The sequence below is a fragment of the Polaribacter sp. AHE13PA genome (assembly GCF_019278505.1).
Taxonomy (GTDB): domain Bacteria; phylum Bacteroidota; class Bacteroidia; order Flavobacteriales; family Flavobacteriaceae; genus Polaribacter.
The window spans coordinates 2,336,122-2,357,136 of record NZ_CP058985.1 but is presented as its reverse complement, the minus strand read 5'-3'; the positions used below and the strand labels follow the sequence as shown (position 1 = coordinate 2,357,136).

Annotated in this window: 20 protein-coding genes; 10 read left to right on the top strand and 10 right to left on the bottom strand. The window is 30.0% G+C overall.

Features of this window, described 5'->3' with window-relative positions; all coding sequences use genetic code 11:
• Positions 1 to 58 precede the first annotated feature (58 nt).
• The 5 genes from H0I28_RS10240 to H0I28_RS10220 form a co-directional block, all read right to left on the bottom strand.
• A complete protein-coding gene (locus tag H0I28_RS10240) occupies positions 59 to 1,516 on the bottom strand; it encodes an NAD(P)/FAD-dependent oxidoreductase (protein WP_218761707.1) in 1,458 nt (485 codons plus the stop codon).
• Between the two features lie 78 nt (positions 1,517 to 1,594).
• A complete protein-coding gene (locus H0I28_RS10235) occupies positions 1,595 to 2,416 on the bottom strand; it encodes a class I SAM-dependent methyltransferase (protein ID WP_218759048.1) in 822 nt (273 codons plus the stop codon).
• A 174-nt stretch (positions 2,417 to 2,590) separates the two neighbouring features.
• Entirely contained in the window at positions 2,591 to 3,481 is an 891-nt protein-coding gene (locus H0I28_RS10230) for a dienelactone hydrolase family protein (protein ID WP_218754407.1), read from the bottom strand.
• Positions 3,482 to 3,550: 69 nt separating this feature from the next.
• Positions 3,551 to 4,090, bottom strand: a complete 540-nt coding sequence (locus H0I28_RS10225; RefSeq protein ID WP_218759047.1) for a sigma-70 family RNA polymerase sigma factor — start codon at positions 4,088 to 4,090, stop codon at positions 3,551 to 3,553.
• Between the two features lie 242 nt (positions 4,091 to 4,332).
• Positions 4,333 to 4,674 (bottom strand): DUF3703 domain-containing protein, encoded by a 342-nt coding sequence (locus tag H0I28_RS10220; protein WP_218754405.1) that lies wholly within the window; start codon positions 4,672 to 4,674, stop codon positions 4,333 to 4,335.
• A 183-nt stretch (positions 4,675 to 4,857) separates the two neighbouring features.
• Here H0I28_RS10220 and H0I28_RS10215 point away from each other — a divergent pair, with 183 nt between their 5' ends.
• The 7 genes from H0I28_RS10215 (at position 4,858) to H0I28_RS10185 (ending at position 12,351) form a co-directional block, all read left to right on the top strand.
• On the top strand, positions 4,858 to 6,708 hold the full coding sequence (locus H0I28_RS10215; RefSeq protein ID WP_218759046.1) for a histidine kinase: 1,851 nt from the start codon (positions 4,858 to 4,860) through the stop codon (positions 6,706 to 6,708).
• Positions 6,708 to 7,445, top strand: a complete 738-nt coding sequence (locus tag H0I28_RS10210) for a LytTR family DNA-binding domain-containing protein (protein ID WP_218754403.1) — start codon at positions 6,708 to 6,710, stop codon at positions 7,443 to 7,445. The genes H0I28_RS10215 and H0I28_RS10210 overlap by 1 nt, the downstream gene beginning before the upstream one ends.
• Positions 7,446 to 7,552: 107 nt before the next feature.
• Positions 7,553 to 7,963 (top strand): hypothetical protein, encoded by a 411-nt coding sequence (locus H0I28_RS10205; protein ID WP_218731362.1) that lies wholly within the window; start codon positions 7,553 to 7,555, stop codon positions 7,961 to 7,963.
• Between the two features lie 50 nt (positions 7,964 to 8,013).
• Complete coding sequence (locus H0I28_RS10200; RefSeq protein ID WP_218759045.1) at positions 8,014 to 8,976, top strand: hypothetical protein; 963 nt, start codon at positions 8,014 to 8,016, stop codon at positions 8,974 to 8,976.
• 14 nt (positions 8,977 to 8,990) lie between these two features.
• On the top strand, positions 8,991 to 9,647 hold the full coding sequence (locus H0I28_RS10195) for a hypothetical protein (protein ID WP_218759044.1): 657 nt from the start codon (positions 8,991 to 8,993) through the stop codon (positions 9,645 to 9,647).
• A gap of 38 nt (positions 9,648 to 9,685) precedes the next feature.
• Positions 9,686 to 10,855, top strand: coding sequence for a DUF6882 domain-containing protein (locus H0I28_RS10190; protein ID WP_218759043.1), 1,170 nt, complete (start codon positions 9,686 to 9,688; stop codon positions 10,853 to 10,855).
• Between the two features lie 5 nt (positions 10,856 to 10,860).
• Positions 10,861 to 12,351, top strand: a complete 1,491-nt coding sequence (locus H0I28_RS10185) for a M48 family metallopeptidase (RefSeq protein WP_218759042.1) — start codon at positions 10,861 to 10,863, stop codon at positions 12,349 to 12,351.
• 228 nt (positions 12,352 to 12,579) lie between these two features.
• Here H0I28_RS10185 and H0I28_RS10180 read toward each other — a convergent pair whose 3' ends face one another.
• From H0I28_RS10180 to H0I28_RS10160, 5 genes are all read right to left on the bottom strand, one after another.
• Positions 12,580 to 12,732, bottom strand: a complete 153-nt coding sequence (locus H0I28_RS10180) for a hypothetical protein (RefSeq protein WP_218731357.1) — start codon at positions 12,730 to 12,732, stop codon at positions 12,580 to 12,582.
• Between the two features lie 376 nt (positions 12,733 to 13,108).
• Positions 13,109 to 13,726, bottom strand: coding sequence for a TonB-dependent receptor plug domain-containing protein (locus H0I28_RS10175; protein ID WP_218731356.1), 618 nt, complete (start codon positions 13,724 to 13,726; stop codon positions 13,109 to 13,111).
• A gap of 35 nt (positions 13,727 to 13,761) precedes the next feature.
• On the bottom strand, positions 13,762 to 17,319 hold the full coding sequence (locus H0I28_RS10170) for a methylmalonyl-CoA mutase family protein (protein WP_218759041.1): 3,558 nt from the start codon (positions 17,317 to 17,319) through the stop codon (positions 13,762 to 13,764).
• Between the two features lie 74 nt (positions 17,320 to 17,393).
• The gene (locus H0I28_RS10165) at positions 17,394 to 18,179 is read right to left on the bottom strand and encodes a M15 family metallopeptidase (protein ID WP_218759040.1); all 786 of its coding nucleotides are present in this window, start codon (positions 18,177 to 18,179) and stop codon (positions 17,394 to 17,396) included.
• Positions 18,155 to 18,478: a hypothetical protein gene (locus H0I28_RS10160; protein WP_218759039.1), complete on the bottom strand. Its 324-nt coding sequence runs from the start codon at positions 18,476 to 18,478 to the stop codon at positions 18,155 to 18,157. Before H0I28_RS10160 ends, H0I28_RS10165 begins: the two co-directional genes overlap by 25 nt.
• 415 nt (positions 18,479 to 18,893) lie before the next feature.
• Here H0I28_RS10160 and H0I28_RS10155 point away from each other — a divergent pair, with 415 nt between their 5' ends.
• From H0I28_RS10155 to H0I28_RS10145, 3 genes are read left to right on the top strand one after another with little or no spacing between them, the layout of a single operon-like run.
• The gene (locus tag H0I28_RS10155) at positions 18,894 to 19,433 is read left to right on the top strand and encodes a DUF4136 domain-containing protein (protein ID WP_218759038.1); all 540 of its coding nucleotides are present in this window, start codon (positions 18,894 to 18,896) and stop codon (positions 19,431 to 19,433) included.
• A 58-nt stretch (positions 19,434 to 19,491) separates the two neighbouring features.
• Complete coding sequence (locus H0I28_RS10150; RefSeq protein ID WP_165732325.1) at positions 19,492 to 19,656, top strand: DUF5522 domain-containing protein; 165 nt, start codon at positions 19,492 to 19,494, stop codon at positions 19,654 to 19,656.
• 55 nt (positions 19,657 to 19,711) lie between these two features.
• The gene (locus tag H0I28_RS10145) at positions 19,712 to 20,416 is read left to right on the top strand and encodes a DUF4197 domain-containing protein (protein ID WP_218731351.1); all 705 of its coding nucleotides are present in this window, start codon (positions 19,712 to 19,714) and stop codon (positions 20,414 to 20,416) included.
• Positions 20,417 to 21,015 lie beyond the last annotated feature (599 nt).

Genomic DNA, 21,015 nt, shown 5'->3' with positions numbered 1-21,015 from the left:
TTTCAGGAGGTTGATTATCAGTATTTTTAAGTGGGTTGTCGCGTTTTAAAATTAAAAATTATTCTCCTTTTTTCTTTCGATGCTTGCCTCTCGGGCCATCTCCTTTATAAAGTACAATTTCTGAATGTAATAATTTTGCAGCCTCTGCGGAATCTTTTACTTTGGAAGCACTACGGGCTATCATTTCCGCTTCAAATTTAGTAAGCACACTTTTTCGTATACCAATCTGTCTCCATTTAGATAGCGGTTTGCAGTTTTTAGTAATGCTTCGTGCAAGTGATAAAGCATCTAACAAAGCTTGGTTTGCTCCTTGTCCTTTAAAGGGACTCATAGGGTGAGCTGCATCTCCAATGAGTGTTACTTTAGATTCTTTTTCTAATAATTTAGCGTTCAGTAGCGGCCTGTCGTAAACAGGATAACCTGATATTTGAGTTTCATTGGTCGCAGCAACAATTTGAGGGATTGGACTGTGCCATTGCGTTCTTTTACACGCTTCTTCTTTAAGAAATTTAGCTCCTTTAATATTAAGTTCTTTTGCTTTTTTTTCTGATAAAGGAAAACTAAGTTGCCACATGATGGTTTCCGAATCGAAAGGCATCATATAGATGCGTTCATTACCATTAGCAGTTTGAAAAACGGTAGCGGAATCTAATAATGGGCTTTCAATTCCGTCTAGATTTTTTAGAGGACAAATACCTAAAATAACAATGCAGTCTAAGTAGCGTAAAGGAGAAATATCGTCACCAATTAACAGTTTTCTTACGGTACTTCTAATTCCGTCTGCACCAACAATTAGATTTGCTTTTTCTGATCTAACTTTGTCGTTTACTTTAAAGTTGATATCAATATTTCCATCTTCAGACTCTTTATAATTTAATAATTTGTGTCCCCACTTTACGCTATCAGTATTGTCCAACTGATCAAGTAAAGCCAAACGTAAAGATTGTCTTGCAATGTGAATATTTGTCCGTTTTGGTGATGCTTTTGTTTCTGATCTTCCCCATTTTCTAATTCCCCATTCACCAATAACTTCTCCTGTAATTGTGTGAACTATGTGTCTAGTAGATGTAATTCCGTCTTTTAAATTTACAACACCTAACCCAGCCATGGCTTTGCTTGCTTGTTGGAGGGTAAGTCCGTAACCTTGAGAGCGAGTATTAAAACTAATATCTCGTTCATAAAGTGTAAAGGGAATTCCGCGATGCAAACATGCAACAGCTAGTGCAACGCCTCCAATTCCGCCACCAATAATGGCAATGTGTGGGTAGTTTTCTGTGTCTACAGTTGGCAAGGTGTTAGATTCAATAAGTCCAGTTCCTTTACATTTAGCACATGTGTCTAGTGGTCCTTTAGGTAAAACTGGAGGGGGAATTTCTCCATTTGATTTTTTAAATTGTTCTAATGAATTTTTGTAAATGAGTCGTGTTTTTTTAGGAAGACTTTTCCTTTTTTTTCCTGTTCCTTTACAGTTTTTACAAACTCCCCAATAGACCTCTTTATCTTTCACTTTAGTTATTTTATTCGTTTTCTAAAGACTATTTTTAATTAGTTATATAGCGAGTTTATTTTATATAAATTTAAAAAAGAAACGAAGTTATTTCTTTACGGAAATCATCATATGCGGACTAAAAGGTAGTAAATACTCATCATTTTGTGTGAGATTTTGCAATGCTTTTAATGTTTTCGATTTTTTCTTATCTAACATATTTGCAAAATATTCATTGTCTAACCAAATCATACCTTCTACGGCAAACAGGTTTATAAAGTTGAGGTTTTGCTCTAGAAATTCAGCTTTTAACCCAGCTGGTTTGTGATAAAAAGCATCAGCTAATAGAAAAGGAAAGTCTTTTGGTGCATCATGAATACCTGTAGTAAGTTCTTTTTTGCACATATCAAAAAATGAGTTTGCATGAATCATTCCATTCATTAAACCAACAACGGTAGAGGCAGTTGCGTTAATAGCAAAACCTAAAATAATTCCACCTTTTTTTAACACTCTTTTTGCTTCAAGAATAGCTGCAACTCTATCTTCTCTTTTTTGTAAATGATATAAAGGTCCGTGTAAAATTACCAAATCGGCAACATTGTCTTCAAAAGGTAAATTTTTAGCTTCACCTATAGCAACAGAAAAAGGGTTTTTTAATTTTTTGGCTCTTTTTTCAGCCAATTTTATATGTTTTAAAACAGGTTCTATTAAATGAACGGTATGATTATTTTTTGCCAACCATTCAGAATATTTACCGGTTCCGCCACCAACATCAATAATTCTAGATTTTGGATTAGAAATATGTAACTGTATGAGATCTTTAATACGTTCAAATTCAAAAATACCCATACCTTTTTCTAGTCTGGTTTCTTCTGATGCTTTGTTGTAGAAATTGTCTAATTCTTTACTTATAAGAGTTTTATTTTTCACCTTAAATATTTAAAAGATAAAAGTAAATAATTATAAACATTAAATTGTCATTCTAAAGAAAGAATGAGAAGGAATCTAATTAAAAAATAGATTTATCAATCGTTTCTCATTATAAATTGAGAAACGATTGTAAATAAACACAATGCTTCGTTATTGTAGCTTACATTTATTAATTTATTCTTTTAAATGCTTGTTAAAAAAATCAATGGTTCTTTTCCAAGATAAATCAGCTGCTGCTTCATCATATCTGGGGGTTGTATTGTTATGAAAGCCATGGTTTACCTCAGGATAAAAATGTGCTTCGTGTTCAATATTATTTTCTTTTAAAGTTTTTTCAAAAGCGGGCCAACCATCATTAACCCTTTTGTCTAAACCGGCGTATTGTAATAGTAAAGGAGCCTTAATCTTTTTAGCATCTTCTGTTTCTGGTTGCCTTCCGTAATATGGAACGGCAGCTGCTAATTCTGGTATTCTAACTGCCATCATATTAGAAATCCAACCTCCAAAGCAGAAACCAACAACTGCTACTTTTCCGTTACAATCTTCATGAGATTTAAGGTAGTTGTAGCCAGCAATAAAGTCTTCTAGCATTTCGCCTTGATCTCTCTTTTTTTGCATATCTCTACCATCATCATCATTACCAGGATATCCTCCCATTGGAGAAAGTGCATCTGGCGCTAAGGTTATAAAATCTTCTAAGGCAGCTCTTCTACCAACATCTTTTATGTACGGGTTTAATCCTCGGTTTTCGTGGACAACTATAATTCCGGGTAGTTTACCTTTTGGATCTTTAGGAATGGAGAGCAAACCTGTCATTTTTTTTCCACCTTTAGGAGAGGCATAATTTATGGTTTCAGATTTCAATCGAGGATCGTTAGGTTCTACCAATATAGCATCTACATAATTAGGAGAAATAAAACTTAATAAAGCTGGTAATGTAATTGCTCCAACAGCATATAATGATAGTTTTTTTAGAAATTGCTTTCTGTCTATTTTGTTATGTGCATAGTCGTCATATAAGTCAAATACTTCTTGACTAATGTCTTCTTTTTTAAGTGCTGCCATAGTTGGGATGTTTTAATTTTTGTTATAATTTCAACTAAGATAAATAATAAGGTGATGATTATTGTTAATTTATTTACAAACTTTGCAATCTTCCTTTTCCTTAATTTCTCCAACCAAATTACCATCATCATTTAAAACAAAACCGCAACAATCCATAAAGCCTTCTGCAATTAATTTTCGAGCACGTTGTATTTGAGATTTTGTAGTTGGTAAAGACTGTTTTAATTGATCTGCAACTTCTTTTTGTTTCATTCCTTTTATATCCGAAAGAAATAAAGGGTCTCTGTATTTTTTTGGTAAATGATTTAAAATACCTATTAAACAGTCTTTTTCTGTATGTTCTTCTTTTAAAATACTCGTTTCTGCTTCAAAATTGGCAATTTCAAAAGTTTTATTATTGGTTCTCCAATAGTCTAAAATAGAATTTCTAGCAACCGTAAAACACCAAGATTTTAGCTTTTTAATATCTTTTAAGGTGTGTAGTTTTGTGTGAATTTTAATAAAGGAGTCCTGCAAAATATCATCTGCAATAGTTGTATCTTTTACCTTGCTGATAATAAATCGTTTTAAATCTTTAGAATATAAAGTCCAAACTTGTTTTGTAGTCATACGGTATTTTTAAGTATAAGATATCATTCCGAAATGAGTAACGATTGAGTGTTCTCTTTATTCCTCAGTTCGAAATGATATTTATTTAACAATTACAATTATTACACGTACAGTTTGTACATGTACAATTTTTACAATCTCCGGTTTTACAACCTTCACAATTACAGTTACAATTTGTATTTTTCATGATATTCTATATTTAATGTTCACCTAATAGACGGGGTATCATTTAAAAAGATGCATTAATTTAAGAAATATTTTTTTAATTCTTTTCTAATAGGAATTATTTTTACTGGAGAAATGTTGGTACCGCCTGTATTACCTATAGGAACCCAAATTAATGTAAACAAAATAGATGCAAAAATTCTTAAGACTTGCCCAATGATTTCTTTATTATTTTTTGTTTTTAAGCCAAATATCAGCATGTAATAATGACTTAAAGTATGTCTGTACAAGTTATTTTGTCCTAAGACATGTGCGTTTTCTAAATGATAAAAAGCTGTTTTATACTGCTTTTTGCATATTGCTACTTTTGCTATATTTAATTGATTCTTGAATTCTGATTTCAATTTTTGATTGCTCATATTTTTCCTAATAGACAAAGCTAGATCTATAAAGATGCAGAAAATCTAAAAAAAAATACTGTTATCAATTTCCATTTTGTTCTAATAAAATGTTTGGTTTAACAAAAATAAAAGTATTTTTTTTATTAGAGTATTGATGATTGCTTATTTTAGCTTGTTCAAACATTTTCTATTTTAGTTTTTATGATTTTAAAAAAGAAAAGATTATGGCAATTAAGTTTTGCGATGTCTTTAATACTATTGTTTTTAGCTTGTTCCAAACAAGATGTTATTCGCCCGGACATAAAGAATAAACTAGCTAGCTTAGATAGTATTACGCAAACACAAACAGAAGATTTTTTTTTAGAATTAGATCGTTTATTACAAAATAGTAAAGATTTAACATCCTTAGAACGTGCAATGTTGCTGTTTAAAAAAGGAGAATTTTTATATATAAATTTTAAATATCAAGAAGCATTTAATACGCATTTAAAGTGTTATAAATTATTTGTTGAATTAAATGATATTTATAACCAAGGGCGTAGTTTGATAACATTAAGTGGAGCAGCACTACATATGGGAGATGTGGAAACATCGCAAATATACGCGCTTAAAGCATTGCATTTGGCGCAGTTAACAGACGATAAAAGAATAGAGGGTAAAGCTTATAACCAACTATTTAATCTTCATTTTAAATTAAAAGATTATGACAAAGCTTTGTCTTATATAAAAATAACGGATAGTTTGTTTTCAAAAGAAATGGATACTACTTCTATTGTTTCAATAAAAAATAATATAGCTAGTGTTTATTTGCAATTAAGGGAGTATAATAAAGCTTTAAATAGTTATTCTGAAGCGATGGCTTTAAGTCAGTCTATACGGAATCCTGTCTTATTAGCAAGTGTTTTAAATAATATAGGTTACACTTATATTGATGCAGTGAAATATGAAAATGCAGAAAAATTTTTAAGAGGTGCTGCTACTTTAAATAACAATATAAAAGCAGTAAATGCTGCGCCTTATAAAGGTTTGGGTAATTTGTTTTTGTTAAAATCTGAATACGACTCTGCAGCAGTTAATTATAAAAAGGCCCTAGATATTTATGTTGCTAATAAAAACGTAAAAGAAGAAATAGAGGTTAGAGGTAAGCTTATTGCTATTTCTATTTTGAAAGAAGATTTTGTTAGAGCTTTAGATAACCAAATAATTAGAGATAGTTTACAGTTGAATGTGAGTGCTTTAGAAAAAGATAGACTCTTAAATTTTGCAAATGTTAATTATGAAGTAAAGAAAAAAGAAACAGAAATAAATCATCAAAAAGAAATAAATACAAGAAATCAGTGGCTTTTAATAAGTACTATTTTGTTATTTATATTTCTAGCCATTGCAACTGCTTTTTATGTGTATAATACCAAGTTAAGAGCAGCAAATAAAGCATCAAAGTTAGAGCAAAGTTTGCTACGTGTACAAATGAATCCACATTTTATATTCAATACATTAGCTGCTATCCAGAATATAACTTTAGAAGGAAATGCTATAAAATCATCTAATTATATCGCTAAGTTTTCTAAGTTGATTCGGCAAAACTTCGATTATGTTAGAAAAGAATCAATCTCTTTAGATAAAGAAATTGCCATGATTTCTAATTATATAGAAACACAACAATTACGCTTTAATAATGTTTTTTCGTATACTATAGAAATCGATCAATTGATGGATGTTTCTAAAATACAAGTGCCGCCAATGTTGTTACAACCTTTTTTAGAAAATGCCATAGAGTATGGTTTAAAAGAGAAAAAAGAGGATGGTAAATTATTGCTTCAAATAGAAAAGAAAGGAGATGAGCTGTTATTTGTTATTTTAGATAATGGAGTAGGGAGGTCTGTAAAAGCAAAAGAAGAAGAAGTAACGGAAGACCTACATGCAACAACTATTTTTAAGGAGCGTTTAAAAATGAGGAAAAAGGGAGAAGAAAAATCATTTATACTCCAAGATTTATTTGATAAAAACAATAATCCTTCAGGAACAAAAGTATTTTTTAAATTAAAACTTTAATGATAAAAGCAGTTATAATAGAAGACGAATTTAATGCATTAAATACATTAGATAAATTGATTACCTATACTCAAAAAGACATTGAGGTTGTAGCTAAAATTGATAATGTTACAGATGCTATTTCATTTTTAAAAGAAGAAACTCCAGATTTAGTTTTCTTAGATATAGAGTTGATTGGTGGTAATGCATTCCAGATATTAGAAGCTTTAGATAGTATTGATTTCAAAATAATTTTTACGACTGCTTATGATGAATTTGCTATAAAAGCAATAAAGTTTGATACGATAGATTATTTGTTGAAACCGATAGATTCAGAAGAACTATCAGAGTGTATAGATCGATTTAGAGTTGGTTTTAAAAAAGAACAAGTTTATAAAAATGCATTAAACCAAGTTTCTGAAATTAATAAAAAAGAAATTGACAAAACCTTATTAATAAAAACAGCAGATGCACAATATTTTCTTCAAACAAAAGACATTGTTCGTTGTCAGTCTGATGGTGCGTATACCATTTTTCATACTGTAGATAAAAAAATAATGAGTGCTCGTAATCTAAAATATTATGAGAATATTCTAAGTGAACACACCTTTGTGCGCATACATCAATCACATTTAGTGAATATAAAATACATAAAAACCATTAACGCTAATAACACTGTTTACTTAACAAATGGCGAGAAAATTCCTGTTGCTACTCGTAAAAAATCGTACTTAAAACAGATTTTAGATACATTATAAAAGCAATTATAAAACGAAGAACGACAAATGTAAAACGGTTTTAAAAACATCCTAATCAAATCTTAGTTTTGAGGTAAATAAACAAATAACCTTTAAATTAAAATATCATGGGATTAAAAGAAAACAGATTTACAAAAACATTTCAAGAAGAACAATTTCCAGAATTAAAAGCACAAATAAATGAAGCTGCTGGTTTTGATGTTACTTTAAACATTGAATGGAGCACTTTATTTGAAGATCGTTTTTTACATCTTTATTCAGATTCATACCCAAAAATATATTTCTTACCAATTATAGAAGCTTTTAAATCTATTGCTAGTGACGATATGGGGAAAGAAGCATTAGCAGAAAGCTTAAAAGAAATACACATATTAAATACCAAAGATCATCACAATCCTGCTAATGGATTCACATTTTCAAATGGAGTTTTAACGATAGATCATAGTCCTATTTCAAATGCACCAGACGTTGATAGTAGAATTAAAGTGCTTGTTAACTTATTGGAAAATAATTTATAAGAAGCATTTTATATTTAGTGTAATTGGTAAAAGATATTGGTATGCATAAAATGATTTTATATAGTTTTTTAATTGGAATTTTATTCTTGTTTGTAGGTTGTGGAGTTTCTAATACGAACGCAAAAAAAGGGTTTGTAGCGTATTTAAAAGAGCACCATAATAACAAGTATGAAATTATAACTTTTGAAAGAAATTTTAATGCTGCCAATATGGATCCTAATTTATACTGGGTAGAATTAGCACTTAAAGAAAACCTTAAAGTTGTTATAAATTTTGAATGGGATGCTAAAGATAAAGCGCTTTGTGTTTCGTCTCATGATGCTGAAGATAGGAGTATTGAGGCGTTAACAGATTATCAAAAACAAGAAATTGTATTGAGAGAAGAACTGTACGAAGTGTTAGATGAAGATGTTTTAAGTGTTGATGTAAATGTCTTTAATCATTCCATTAGTATTAGTTTAAAATCTGAACCTACATTTAATAAGTTTCATTATTTTTCAAATAAAATTGGTAACATTTTAGATAAATATCCAAATATCTGGACAAGAGAAGCTCATATAGATTTTAAAATAGAAAGAGAAGAAAAGGGTTTTTATGAATTGATAGTAAAGCCCACTGCGTATAATGATAGCACAGAATTATATAGATATAAGCAAAATGCTATTGTTGCAAATAATTATGGATCTGTAAAGGCAGAAAATATAGATTACATAATAAGAAAAGAATTTTCTAAGCCAAATTCTCCTGTTTTTTTAAGCAATATTTGGGTCAATCAAAAAGATTTAAATTCATTTTATATCGCTTTTGAAAAACATGAACCAAGAAAAAGACTAGAGAAAAATCAGCCTTTAACCGAAGTAGTAGGGATGTATTTAGTTGAAATGAATTATCCGAATTTAAAAAAGAAAAATTTAACCTATTACGATTACAGAACTACAGATAAAGACGATATTTTTCTTTATTTATTTTCACAGTTGCCACAAGATTACCAATATCTCATAGCAGATTTATAACACTATTTTTTATCATGAAAAACACACATTATTATAAAGCGTTTGTAGCCCAAACGCCAGAGGAAATCTTACGATCTGTTTTTAAGAAAAAAGAAGACATTTTAATTGCTATTTCATTAAACAATGGAGGTTATGTAGAAGGCATAATTTTAGATTTAAAAGAGGACAATAACCATAATAAATCGGTTTGTATCCTTTCTCTGCAAGAAGAAGTAGCTTTTTTAAACCTACATAGTATTGCAATGATTACCATAAAACAACCTAAAAAAATGGTTGTAGAATTATCTAAAGGAGTTATAAGTAGGCCTTTATCATCAGAAAACGAAAATTTAACTGTTTTGCAACTAAAACGTTGGTTGCAAAGTGAAAAAAGTTTACTTGGAAGTCAGATAAAAGAATTTGATATCAATGATATTTCTCTAAGTGAAATAAATACCAGGTTTAATATTCAGGATGTTTTTACAGCATTAAAAAGTGCGATACATCAAATTGTAACAGACGAATTAGGTAAAGAAGCTTGGCAAGGAGTAGATACTATTATTCTACAACAAGCAGATAAATTAGATCTTGAATATCAGGGAGAAACAATAACCATATCAATACCTATTGATAAAGCTTTACCAAAAAAATTAGCTACTATTTTTGAAGAAAAACTACTTCAAATATTATAAACTAAAAACAAAATTAATAAAATTAAAATAATAGAATTATGGGACTTAAAGAAAAAAGAATTATCCAAGCATTTCAAAAAGAATTATTTCCAGCATTAGAAACAGAAATTAATACGGCAGCAGGTTTTACTGTTCCTTTAAATATTTCTTGGAACACTTTAATGGAAGATCGATTTTCTCATTTATATAATGATACGTTTCCTAAAATCTATTTTCTGCCATTAATAGAAGCTTTTAAAGCTATTTGTGTTGATGATATGGGTGTGGAGCTTTTAAAAGCCGGATTAAAAGAAGTTATTATCGTTAATGAAAATGACGAACATAATTTAGACCGTGCGATTACTTTTGAAGACGCTGTTTTAAAAATTGATCACAGTCCTATTGTTAACGCAGATAATGTAGATCGTAGAACTGCTCGTATTATTTCTTTATTAGAAGATAAACTAGAAGAATTTGCAGAAGGAACTCCAGCAGCAGCTGAAACGGCAACATCTGAAACAGAAAACAAACAAGCAGCCACAGAGGAACAAGAAAATAAAGTAAGTATTCAAGAATTGTACAATCAATCTTTTGTAATTTCTAATGAAAGACAAGTAATTTTTGCCGAAACAGTAAAAGGATTAGATTGGAATTGCGATATGTTAGAAGGTAAATTAACGTATGGTACCGATAAAGTTTTTGATATTCAGGTTATTGGTACGTATTCCGAAAATGAAAAAAGTTGGTTATGGGCTTGGGGAAATACACAAGGTGGTATTCCTGAAAAGTTTTTACAAACATCATTAGTAGTAAAAGCAATAGGTGAAGCTTATAAAATTGAAGATATGATAACCCCTAAGAAAGAATTTAGTTCAGATCCAGGAGCTTATTTTTCTACGATTGCTTCTTCTATGGGACAGGAAAGCTGTTTTGTTCCTTTAGTTTTTAAAGGATTAACTGTTTATGTTACTATTAAATCTGAAGAATTAGATAATAAGGCTATTACTGAACCTGCATTGATGTGTTCTCATTTTACAGAATCTGCTGCCAATTATAGATTTCCACATAAATACAGTTTATACTTTTATCTAAAAGGAAAAGGGTATGACGTAGAGTTGCCAGGAAACAACATCGTTGCTAAAAAAGGAGATGATCAGATTTTAGGAATTTTCGATTTAAAAGGAAAAATAATGAAAATTTCTAATTCAAAAATAACAGTTCAAGCTTAAAAAGTATGTCATATATAGCGGAAACACTTTCAGAATTAGAAAAAGAACATCAAGCGGCTTTAAATACGGCGCAAGAAAAAATGTTAACAGATTTAAATGATGCACAAGCGTCAGGAAATTTCGATAAAATACAAGAAGCTAGTATTGTTTTTCAAAATTTAACAACAGAACTAGCGGCAGAATATACCAAACGTATTGAAGAGATAAATGCTTTAAATCATAAGGCAGAAGTAGAAACCGTAGAAGGGATCTATACAAATAATAGGGCTGACATTGATTTAAACTTATTAGTTTATGATGGTGATAGAGATTATGTTATTGCTTTTCAACAAGACGATTTAATACAAAAAACGTTAGAAAAAGTAAATAAGAATAGTGGTAAATTTAAGTCTAGAAAGCATTTATTAAAATCTAGTTTAAGGTTGACAAAGACTTTAGCACCAATGCTTCATGAAATAGGAGAGCATTGTAAAAAAACGCTAAAGCTTAAGGCTGATATTGAGTTTTTTGTATATCAAGGAGATACTTTTAATGCTTCTTGTTATCCGCCAGACGATAATAAATTATACATTATTTTATCATCCGGAATTTTAGAGCGTTTCTCTAAAGAGGAATTAACTTTTGTTGTTGGTCATGAAATAGGGCATGTGCTTTTTGAGCATTTCGATTATCCTGTAAGACAAATATTAGATACAGGCGAAAATGATTTGGCGCCAATTCACGCAATGAAATTGTATGCTTGGAACAGAAATGCAGAAATAAGTGCAGATAGAGCAGGCTTGTTATGTTGTCAGAATTTTGAAGCTGTTGGTCGTACTTTCTTTAAATTATCATCAGGAGTAACAACAGATTCTTTAGATTTTCAATTAAATGCGTACATAGAACAATTTGTAGATTTAGAAGAGGTTTTAAACGATTCTAATTTAGATCCTTCAGATTGGTATAGTACTCATCCGTTTAGCCCGTTAAGAATTAAAGCCTTAGAACTTTTTAATAAAAGTGAAACCTATGCAGCTTTTAATGAGTCTATTTCTGGAGAAATTACTGAGGAAGCTATGGAGGTTGAAATTAAGCGAATTATGTCTTTAATGGAGCCTGAGAATCTAGAGGATGAAGGTGAGCATTCTGAGAAAATACAACGTTTAATGTTTTTAGGAGGCTATTTAATTTCTAATGCAGATGGTGTTGTAGACGATTCGGAAATACAAGCATTAAGCAGTATTGTAGCTCCGAAGGTTTTTGCCAATTGTATGATGACCATAAAAGGACTAACAGAAGATGAAATGATTAGTGAAGTACAACAACTTACCAAAGATTTAGATGTTGTGTTGTCTGTGATGCAGAAGCTTAACATTTTAAGAGATTTATCTATTATTTCTTATGCTGATGGAGAAATAGATGATAGCGAAGTAAATGTTTTGTACAATTTAGCAAGGCTTTTATATATCAATACAGATTTTATAGATCGTGTTATTGGTGATGCACAAGGTGTTTAAATAAATACTGTTTAAGAGTTGGGGGACTTTTATTACAGTTAATTAGAAAGGTAGTGATTTTAGATTACTGCCTTTTTTTAAAACTTTTATGCTTTTAATATATTTAATTTTGGTTGTTGTAGATCATATTATTGTTGAAGCATAATGAGATTAATACATAATTAATAAACACTGTTTAAGGATTGGGGGATTCTTATTACAGTTAGTTAGAAAGGTGGTAATTTTATATTACTGCCTTTTTTTAAACCCTAAAGCTACTGAAACTTCTTGTTCTAGTAATTTTCTATTGAACATACTATCAATAAAAAAAAACAGAATTATAGGTGCAATATCTAAAGTAGATGATGTCAAATCTACTCCAAATTCTATTTTTAACTTCATCATCACAGGTTTTTATAAAACTAAAACCAAGGCTTTTAAGACAATGTCATTCCATTAGGTCTTGTGTTTTTCTAGTTGATAAAAATGTAACTGTTATTTTTTAATTGATATTGAATTCCATACCCCGATAGTTGTTTTTTTTCATAAACTAGGATGCCAAGTTTTGGTGTATTTGCTTTTTGGGTTGTTTATTCTAATTTTATTGCACAATAAAATATTCCTTTTTTGAAATTTAATTTATGCTGTTTTTATGTAGAAAAAGGAAATAGATAAATGGGAAATAAGGTGGTCTAAGAAGTTTGTAAAAGCTAAAATCCGCTCATTAAGAACGGATTTTGTAAATAGTTTAAGTATAAAATTGTTTTTAATAAACCTTTTATTTAGTTGTAACAATTATAACACCGTTAGCACCTCTTACACCATATCTAGTAGTTTCTGGTCCTTTTAAAACCGTTACAGATTTAATATCTAAAGGTCTAATGTTACCAAAAATTTCTTTTGATACAGTTGTTTCATTTAATATAAATAAGGGAGTCATATCTCCATTTATAGAATTGTATCCTCTAATTGTTATTTCCTCGTCAGATGATACATTAACTCCGGCTATTTGTCCTCTTAAATAATCATAAATAGAATTAAATTGACTTGAGTCTGAACTTTTTTGTGTTTTAGTATTTTTAGAAACGGGTAGGTCATTTCCCTTTTCAATTTTTATAATGATGTTTTCTTTTCCGTTGTATGCTATTTTTTTAATCCCAATTTTTGGATGAAAAGCACTAATCTCTTTTGGTGTCGATTTTAGTTTTGTCTTAAAAACCCCGCTAGAGTTTGTCCATACATTTTGTTTTACATCGTCTAAAAGGATAATAGCCCCAGAAACAGGTTTGTTATTAACATCTTTAACCCTAATTGTAATGTTTTTGTTCTGAGAATTCATCCCAAGGCTAAAGAATAAGGAAGTTAATAGAATAATAAAATGTCTTTTTGTTACCATAATTTTTTATATTTAATGCTAAATATAGCTTTTTATTACATATTCCTTCTATATTGTCCTCCAACTTTAAATAAAGCCTCTGTAATTTGTCCTAAAGAGCACACTTTGGTTGCTTCCATTAATATATCAAATAAGTTTTCATTTTGTATGGCTGCTTCTTGTAAAATTGCAATTTGTTTTGCAACTTTCTTCGGATTTGCTTTGTTGAGGTTTTCTTTCGTTTTAATTTGATGTTGCTTTTCTGTTTCCGTTGCTCTAATAATTTCTGCAGGTTGAACGGTTGGAGATCCTTTAGAACTTAAAAAAGTATTTACTCCAATAATTGGGAATTCTCCATTGTGTTTCAAAGTTTCATAATACAAACTTTCTTCTTGTATTTTAGAACGTTGATACATGGTTTCCATGGCTCCTAAAACGCCTCCACGTTCTGTAATTCTATCAAATTCTTCTAAAACGGCAGCTTCTACCAAATCGGTTAATTCTTCAATAATAAATGCACCTTGAATTGGGTTTTCATTCTTCGTCAATCCTAATTCTTTGTTGATGATTAACTGAATAGCCATAGCTCTTCTTACAGATTCTTCTGTTGGCGTTGTAATGGCTTCGTCATACGCATTGGTATGTAAAGAATTACAATTATCGTTAATTGCGTACAAAGCTTGTAGTGTAGTTCTTATATCATTAAAATCGATTTCTTGCGCGTGTAAAGAGCGTCCAGAAGTCTGAATATGATATTTTAACATTTGTGCTCTTGGGTTGGCACCGTATTTATTTTTCATTGCTTTTGCCCAAATTTTACGCGCAACTCTTCCTATTACAGAATATTCAGGATCAATTCCGTTAGAGAAAAAGAAAGATAAGTTTGGCCCGAATTTATTGATGTCCATTCCACGACTTAAATAATATTCTACATAGGTAAATCCGTTAGACAATGTTAAAGCCAATTGCGTAATTGGGTTTGCACCAGCTTCTGCAATATGATATCCAGAAATAGAAACTGAATAAAAGTTTCTAACTTGTTTTTCGATGAAATACTCTTGCACATCACCCATTAAACGCAACGCAAATTCCGTAGAAAAAATACAGGTGTTTTGAGCCTGATCTTCTTTTAAAATATCTGCTTGCACAGTTCCTCTAACTTGAGCTAGTGTGTCTTTTTTTATTTGCTGATACACGTCAGAAGGTAAAACCAAATCACCAGTTAAACCTAGAAGCATTAAACCTAAACCATTGTTTCCTTCAGGTAATTCACCTTGATATTTTGGTATCTCTAAACCTTTTAAATCATAAAACTCTATAAAAGTAGCTTCAACTTGTGCTTCTAATTTGTTTTCTATAATATATTTCTCACAATTTTGATCGATAGCGGCATTCATAAAAAAACCTAACAACATAGGTGCTGGTCCATTGATGGTCATCGAAACGGAAGTCATTGGGTGGCTTAAATCAAATCCAGAATATAATTTTTTAGCATCGTCTAAGCAACAAATTGAAACTCCTGCGTTTCCGATTTTTCCATAAATATCAGGTCTTTTGCCAGGATCATTTCCATATAATGTAACAGAATCGAAAGCGGTAGAAAGTCGTTTTGCCTCCATTCCAAGACTTACATAATGAAACCTTCTGTTGGTTCTTTCGGGACCACCTTCACCCGCAAACATTCTTGTAGGGTCTTCGCCTGTTCTTTTAAACGGATATAATCCAGCAGTGTAAGGGAATTCACCTGGAACATTTTCTTGTAAATTCCAACGTAATAAATCTCCCCAAGCTTGGTACTTTGGTAAAGCTATTTTAGGTATTTGTGTGTGTGATAAAGACTCTGAATGTGTTTCTATCTTGATTTCTTTATCACGAACTTTAAACGTATAAATTGGGTTTTTATATTTCTGAACTTTCTCATTCCAGTTTAAAATGATTTCCCAGTTTAAAGGATGGAGGTTTAGTTTTGTTTTTTCAAATTGAGCAAGTAATAATTTTAAGAAGTAGGTTTCAGATTCCTCGTCATTCGTCCCTCTTTCTGTCGGAATGACATTCGACTTGTCATTCTGAACTTGTTTCAGAATCTCATTTTCATCAAGCCCTGTTTTAGTAAGAACAGATTGCTTCGTTCCTTGCAATGACTTATTATTTTCTGTAATAGAAAGTATTGTTTGGTAAATTCCGTACAATTTCTGAGCAACTACTACCTGATCATCAACATTTTGATCATACGTTCTATTACTTTCTGCAATTTCAGATAAATACCGAACTCTTGCAGGTGGAATTACAAATATCTTCTCAGACATTTCAGTGGTAATTTCCATGTTTGATTTTAAATCTGCTCCTGTTTTTTCAACTAGCTTATCCATAATACTTTTGTATAAAGTATTCATTCCTGGATCGTTAAACTGGGATGCTATCGTACCATAAACAGGCAAATTATCTTGGTGTATATGCCAAAGATTGTTGTTACGCATGTATTGTTTCTTTACATCTCTAACAGCGTCTAAAGCACCACGCTTGTCAAACTTATTAATGGCAACTAAATCTGCATAATCTAGCATGTCAATCTTTTCTAATTGCGTTGCAGCACCAAATTCTGGTGTCATTACATACAAAGAAGTATCAGAATGTTCTGTGATTTCTGTATCTGATTGTCCGATTCCTGAAGTTTCTAAAATAATTAAATCGAACTCAGCTGCTTTTAAAACATCAATAGCTTCATTTACATTTTTAGACAAAGCAAGGTTAGATTGACGTGTCGCTAAAGAACGCATGTAGACGTGAGAATTGTTTATGGAGTTCATTCTAATTCTATCTCCTAAAAGTGCTCCGCCTGTTTTCCTTTTTGATGGATCAACAGAAATAATTCCGATTGTTTTTTCTGGGAAATCAATTAAAAATCGACGTACCAATTCGTCAACTAAAGAAGATTTTCCTGCACCACCAGTTCCTGTAATTCCCAGAACTGGGGTAAATTCTATTAGTTTATCTAAAGGTGAAAATATCTTTGTAAAATCTGTATGGTTATTTTCTGCGAGTGAAATTAATCTTGCAATTGTATTTACATCTTTATTTTTTAAGTTTTCTAAAACTTTTTTACTTTCTAATTTTAGTAACCAATCGCCATATTCATTGCAAACTTTTAGGGTCACAATTTTATTTTCTTTCGTAAAGGTCTCTTCAGATTTTTGCACTAAATCGTTTATCATTCCTTGCAAACCTAATGCTCTACCATCATCTGGAGAATAAATTTTTGTAATTCCATAATCCATCAATTCCTTTATTTCTTTAGGAAGGATTACGCCACCACCACCACCAAAAATTTTGATATGTTGAGCTCCTTTTTCTTTTAATAAATCAAACATGTATTTAAAATACTCAGTATGACCTCCTTGGTAAGAAGTGATTGCAATGGCATTTACATCTTCTTGTATGGCGCAATTTACCACCTCTTCCACAGATCTATCATGACCTAAATGAATTACTTCTACGCCTGTGGCTTGAATAATTCTACGCATAATATTTATAGAAGCATCATGGCCATCAAAAAGAGCAGCAGCAGTTACAATACGTACTTTGTGTTTTGGTTTATAAGGAGTGATTTGTTTCATTCGTAAAATTTATATAAAATTAGTACTGCAATTTAATGAATTATTAAAATAGTATATGTTTTTTTAATGTATTATTAGTTTTTAAGAATTTCGGGGTTGATTCCATTTACGTACTCTTTAACAACGTTTAGTTCTTTTGCGTAAGAAAAACCTTCAAATCCGTTGATGTTTTTTAAATCAACTTTTGCGTTATAGTATTTTAAATAGAGTGCTGAGAGTGGTAAATAAGTCCAATGCCATTTTTCTTCACTATAACCTGTTCTTCCATTTTCTTTGGAAGTGTATACTTGATAAAAACCATATGTATGTGCATTTTGTAACAACCAATTGTATTCTTTTAGCCCTTTTCCTTGTGTGAAATAAGAATTAGTAAGACTATTAATATCCATATCTGTTCCCCAATGATGGCGAGAAGTGGAGGGCATAGAACTAAATTCTAAAATCTTTTTTGCTCTTTTTAGAGGAGGTAAGTTTTTATATTTATCATTCCATTTGTAATCCCAAATACGTTTTTGGTGATCAAAATTTCTAGTTCCAGATAGTATTGTAAATGAAATATCTTCTTTTAGTGCTGCGGCATTCATTTCTAGAAAGGCTTCTAAAACTTCTTTTCTTAAATATATTTTTTTTGATGAGTTCTCTTTAGGAACAACTGTAAAATCTGAGTTTTCTGTATAATTAAATTTTCCTAAAACATAATTTATGTTTAGATATTTTGGAAATAACAAAGTGGAATCTTTTTCATTAGAAACTTCAGTAGTTTGTATTGCAATTTTCTTTGGTGCTGGCTTGCAACCATTAAAACATCCGAAGAAAAAAAGAATTACAATTAGTTTTAAAAGTATTTTATAAATGCCCAAAATTTTCGATTTTTTATATAGTTAAAATTATTTTCATTTTGATATGCTTCACGTTCGAAACTTAAATTTTTATAAGCTAGATATGCATTTTCATGCCTTAAAAATTTTAAAATCCACTCTAAACTATAAAAAATGTAGAAGAATATCAGTAGTAATTCAGCTTGCTGTTTTAAATGTATTTTTTCATGGTTTACTAAAACTTTATCATCTTTTAAATCTTTCTTTTTTAGAAGAATAAAAGGAAATAAAGTTATGCCAACAAAACCTTTTGGTATTAGGTGTTTAGTAATTAAAATCATTTCTTAAAATTAATCAATATTCATTACAATATAAATATATTTGGGTAAACTTCTTCACAAAAGATGATGAGGTAAGTAGTTTTTAAACCTGATTTTACAATTATCAATCAAATGTAGAAATAGATTTTTTTTTACAATGAATGTATTTCTATTTGTTATACGATTCATTTTGCTTGTTAATAAGAATTTTACGATTATTTTGGCATGTTTATTGCTGATTGTAAGAAGTCTAGAAGCATTTATAAACAACATTTTTTAATAGGAAGCAATGTTGTTTTAAGTACCTTTTTTGTAAATAATAAGGTAGTCTTGTAAACTATTTGAAAGTTGAACTAGGTTGTGAAAATACTTATTTGTCATGCTTTTAATTTTGCATATAGTGCTTTAATCGATTTAATAATATAAAACAAATCTCATGAAAAAAACATTTTTACTTCTGTTTAGTACTATGCTTTTAGCATCTTGTAGTGCTATAAAAGTTACAACCGATTATGATAATAAAGTAGATTTTACTCAATATAAAACGTTTGCTTTTTACAAACCAGGTATCGATAAAGCAGAAATTTCTGATTTAGATAAAAAAAGAATTTTACGTGCTATTGAGTCAGAATTATCAGCACAAGGATTTACAAAATCTGAAAATCCAGATATGTTGGTGAGTATTTTTACAAAATCTAGAGAAAAAGTAGATGTAAACCAAAATAACAATTTTGGCTATGGTTACGGTTGGGGATGGAGCCCTTGGATGATGGGAGGTAGAAATAATATTAGTGTTTCTCAATATACAGAAGGTACATTGTTTGTAGATTTTATTGATAGACAGAAAAAAGAATTGATTTGGCAAGGAATTGGAACTGGAGCTTTAAAACTTCAAAATAGAGAGAAAAAAGAAGCTAGAATTAAAGAGTTTGTAAAAGAGATTATCTCTAGATTTCCTCCAGGAAAAGATAAATAAAAATTAAAAAGCGTTCTTAGGAACGCTTTTTTTATGGATTATAAACTATTTTTGCAAAGTGTATAATAAAAGAGTAGCATTAGAGGAAGGTGATTTTTATGTAAACGAACAAGGTTATAAAGTGTTTACAGAAAAATTTCATCTTAAAAGAGGTCATTGCTGTAAAAGCGGTTGTAAACATTGTCCTTATGGATACGATAAGAAAACAGATAGTTTTAAATAAAAAAGTGACTTTTAAATCGAAAGAGTTTCTAAAGAGTAGATAAAATACAATAAAAATGATAAAAAGAATTTTAATTTTAGTCGTTGCCCTTCAGTTTGTAGGATGTGCAGAGTTACAAAATGTAGTGAATCAAGTAAGTCAAAATACAGGTTTAAGTGAAGAGCAAATAGGTAACGGACTGCGTGCAGCTTTAGACAACGGAATAAAAAATCAAGTTTCTAAATTAACTGCAACAGACGGGTTTTATAAAAATGATTTGGTAAAAATTATGTTGCCTGCAGAATTACAAGCTGTAGATAATGGTTTGCGTAAAATTGGTTTAGGTAACTTGGCAGATGAAGGTATTAAAGCCTTAAACAGAGCAGCTGAAGATGCTGTAAAAACTGCGACTCCAATTTTTGTAGATGCTGTAAAGGATATGACGTTTGCAGATGCAAAGAATATTCTTTTAGGTGACCAAAATGCTGCAACTTCTTATTTACAAGTAAAAACTACTGATAATTTAACGGCTAGTTTTAGTCCAGTAATTGAAAATTCTTTTTCTAAAGTAGGAGCAGATAAAATTTGGAGTAATTTAATTGGTAAATATAATTCTATTCCTTTTGTGAATAAGGTAGATCCAGATTTAACTAAATATGTAACAAACCAAGCCTTAAAAGGAGTATTTACAATGATTGAAGTTGAAGAAGTAGGAATTAGAGAAAAAGCAAGTTTACGTACTTCTGCTTTATTAAAGCAAGTGTTTGCTTTGCAAGACTAGCAAGTAATAATAATATCCCTTTACATTTTAAAGGTATTTAAGACTCACTATTTATAAATAGTGAGTCTTTTTTTGTTTGTTATTTATTGTGTAAGATTATCTTTTTTTCTGTAAAGAGTGAATCTGTTTTGTAACTATACTTTTTTGAATCTCATTAATTTTCAAAGTGTTAAAATGGTTTTTTTAGGTGATTTCTTTTGTTTTTTTGCGGAATAAAATGAAAAGAATTTGTTTGTGTCTTTTTTATAAATTTTAACTTTAGAAGGGTGGTGAGTGTGTAAAGTGCTTATAATTAAAGTTATAAGTGTAGGAGTGGCGTTATTAGTCTTTTTTTTAATATTTAAGAACATATTAACAAAACGAAAAAAAAACATGTTAATTTGATTGTTACTTTAATTGAGGAAAATGAAGTTAGAGGTTTTAGTTTAAGTAATACCTAATTCGTTAATTCATTAAATAATTAACTTTAAAATTATTATTTATGTGCTTTTAATGTGTAAATATTATCATATCTATTAACTTATTGTTAAATAAAAAATACTGTTTTTTATTGAGGAATGTTCAGTGTTTTGTTGATAAGGGTGAATATTATTCAATAA

Bases quoted from the DNA above. Each gene is read 5' to 3' on its own strand.
- H0I28_RS10230 (WP_218754407.1), bottom strand. From the start codon at position 3,481: ATGGCAGCACTTAAAAAAGAAGACATTAGTCAAGAAGTATTTGACTTA.
- H0I28_RS10225 (WP_218759047.1), bottom strand. From the start codon at position 4,090: ATGACTACAAAACAAGTTTGGACTTTATATTCTAAAGATTTAAAACGA.
- H0I28_RS10220 (WP_218754405.1), bottom strand. From the start codon at position 4,674: ATGAGCAATCAAAAATTGAAATCAGAATTCAAGAATCAATTAAATATA.
- H0I28_RS10215 (WP_218759046.1), top strand. From the start codon at position 4,858: ATGATTTTAAAAAAGAAAAGATTATGGCAATTAAGTTTTGCGATGTCT.
- H0I28_RS10210 (WP_218754403.1), top strand. From the start codon at position 6,708: ATGATAAAAGCAGTTATAATAGAAGACGAATTTAATGCATTAAATACA.
- H0I28_RS10205 (WP_218731362.1), top strand. From the start codon at position 7,553: ATGGGATTAAAAGAAAACAGATTTACAAAAACATTTCAAGAAGAACAA.
- H0I28_RS10200 (WP_218759045.1), top strand. From the start codon at position 8,014: ATGATTTTATATAGTTTTTTAATTGGAATTTTATTCTTGTTTGTAGGT.
- H0I28_RS10195 (WP_218759044.1), top strand. From the start codon at position 8,991: ATGAAAAACACACATTATTATAAAGCGTTTGTAGCCCAAACGCCAGAG.
- H0I28_RS10190 (WP_218759043.1), top strand. From the start codon at position 9,686: ATGGGACTTAAAGAAAAAAGAATTATCCAAGCATTTCAAAAAGAATTA.
- H0I28_RS10185 (WP_218759042.1), top strand. From the start codon at position 10,861: ATGTCATATATAGCGGAAACACTTTCAGAATTAGAAAAAGAACATCAA.
- H0I28_RS10180 (WP_218731357.1), bottom strand. From the start codon at position 12,732: ATGAAGTTAAAAATAGAATTTGGAGTAGATTTGACATCATCTACTTTA.
- H0I28_RS10175 (WP_218731356.1), bottom strand. From the start codon at position 13,726: ATGGTAACAAAAAGACATTTTATTATTCTATTAACTTCCTTATTCTTT.
- H0I28_RS10170 (WP_218759041.1), bottom strand. From the start codon at position 17,319: ATGAAACAAATCACTCCTTATAAACCAAAACACAAAGTACGTATTGTA.
- H0I28_RS10160 (WP_218759039.1), bottom strand. From the start codon at position 18,478: ATGATTTTAATTACTAAACACCTAATACCAAAAGGTTTTGTTGGCATA.
- H0I28_RS10155 (WP_218759038.1), top strand. From the start codon at position 18,894: ATGAAAAAAACATTTTTACTTCTGTTTAGTACTATGCTTTTAGCATCT.
- H0I28_RS10145 (WP_218731351.1), top strand. From the start codon at position 19,712: ATGATAAAAAGAATTTTAATTTTAGTCGTTGCCCTTCAGTTTGTAGGA.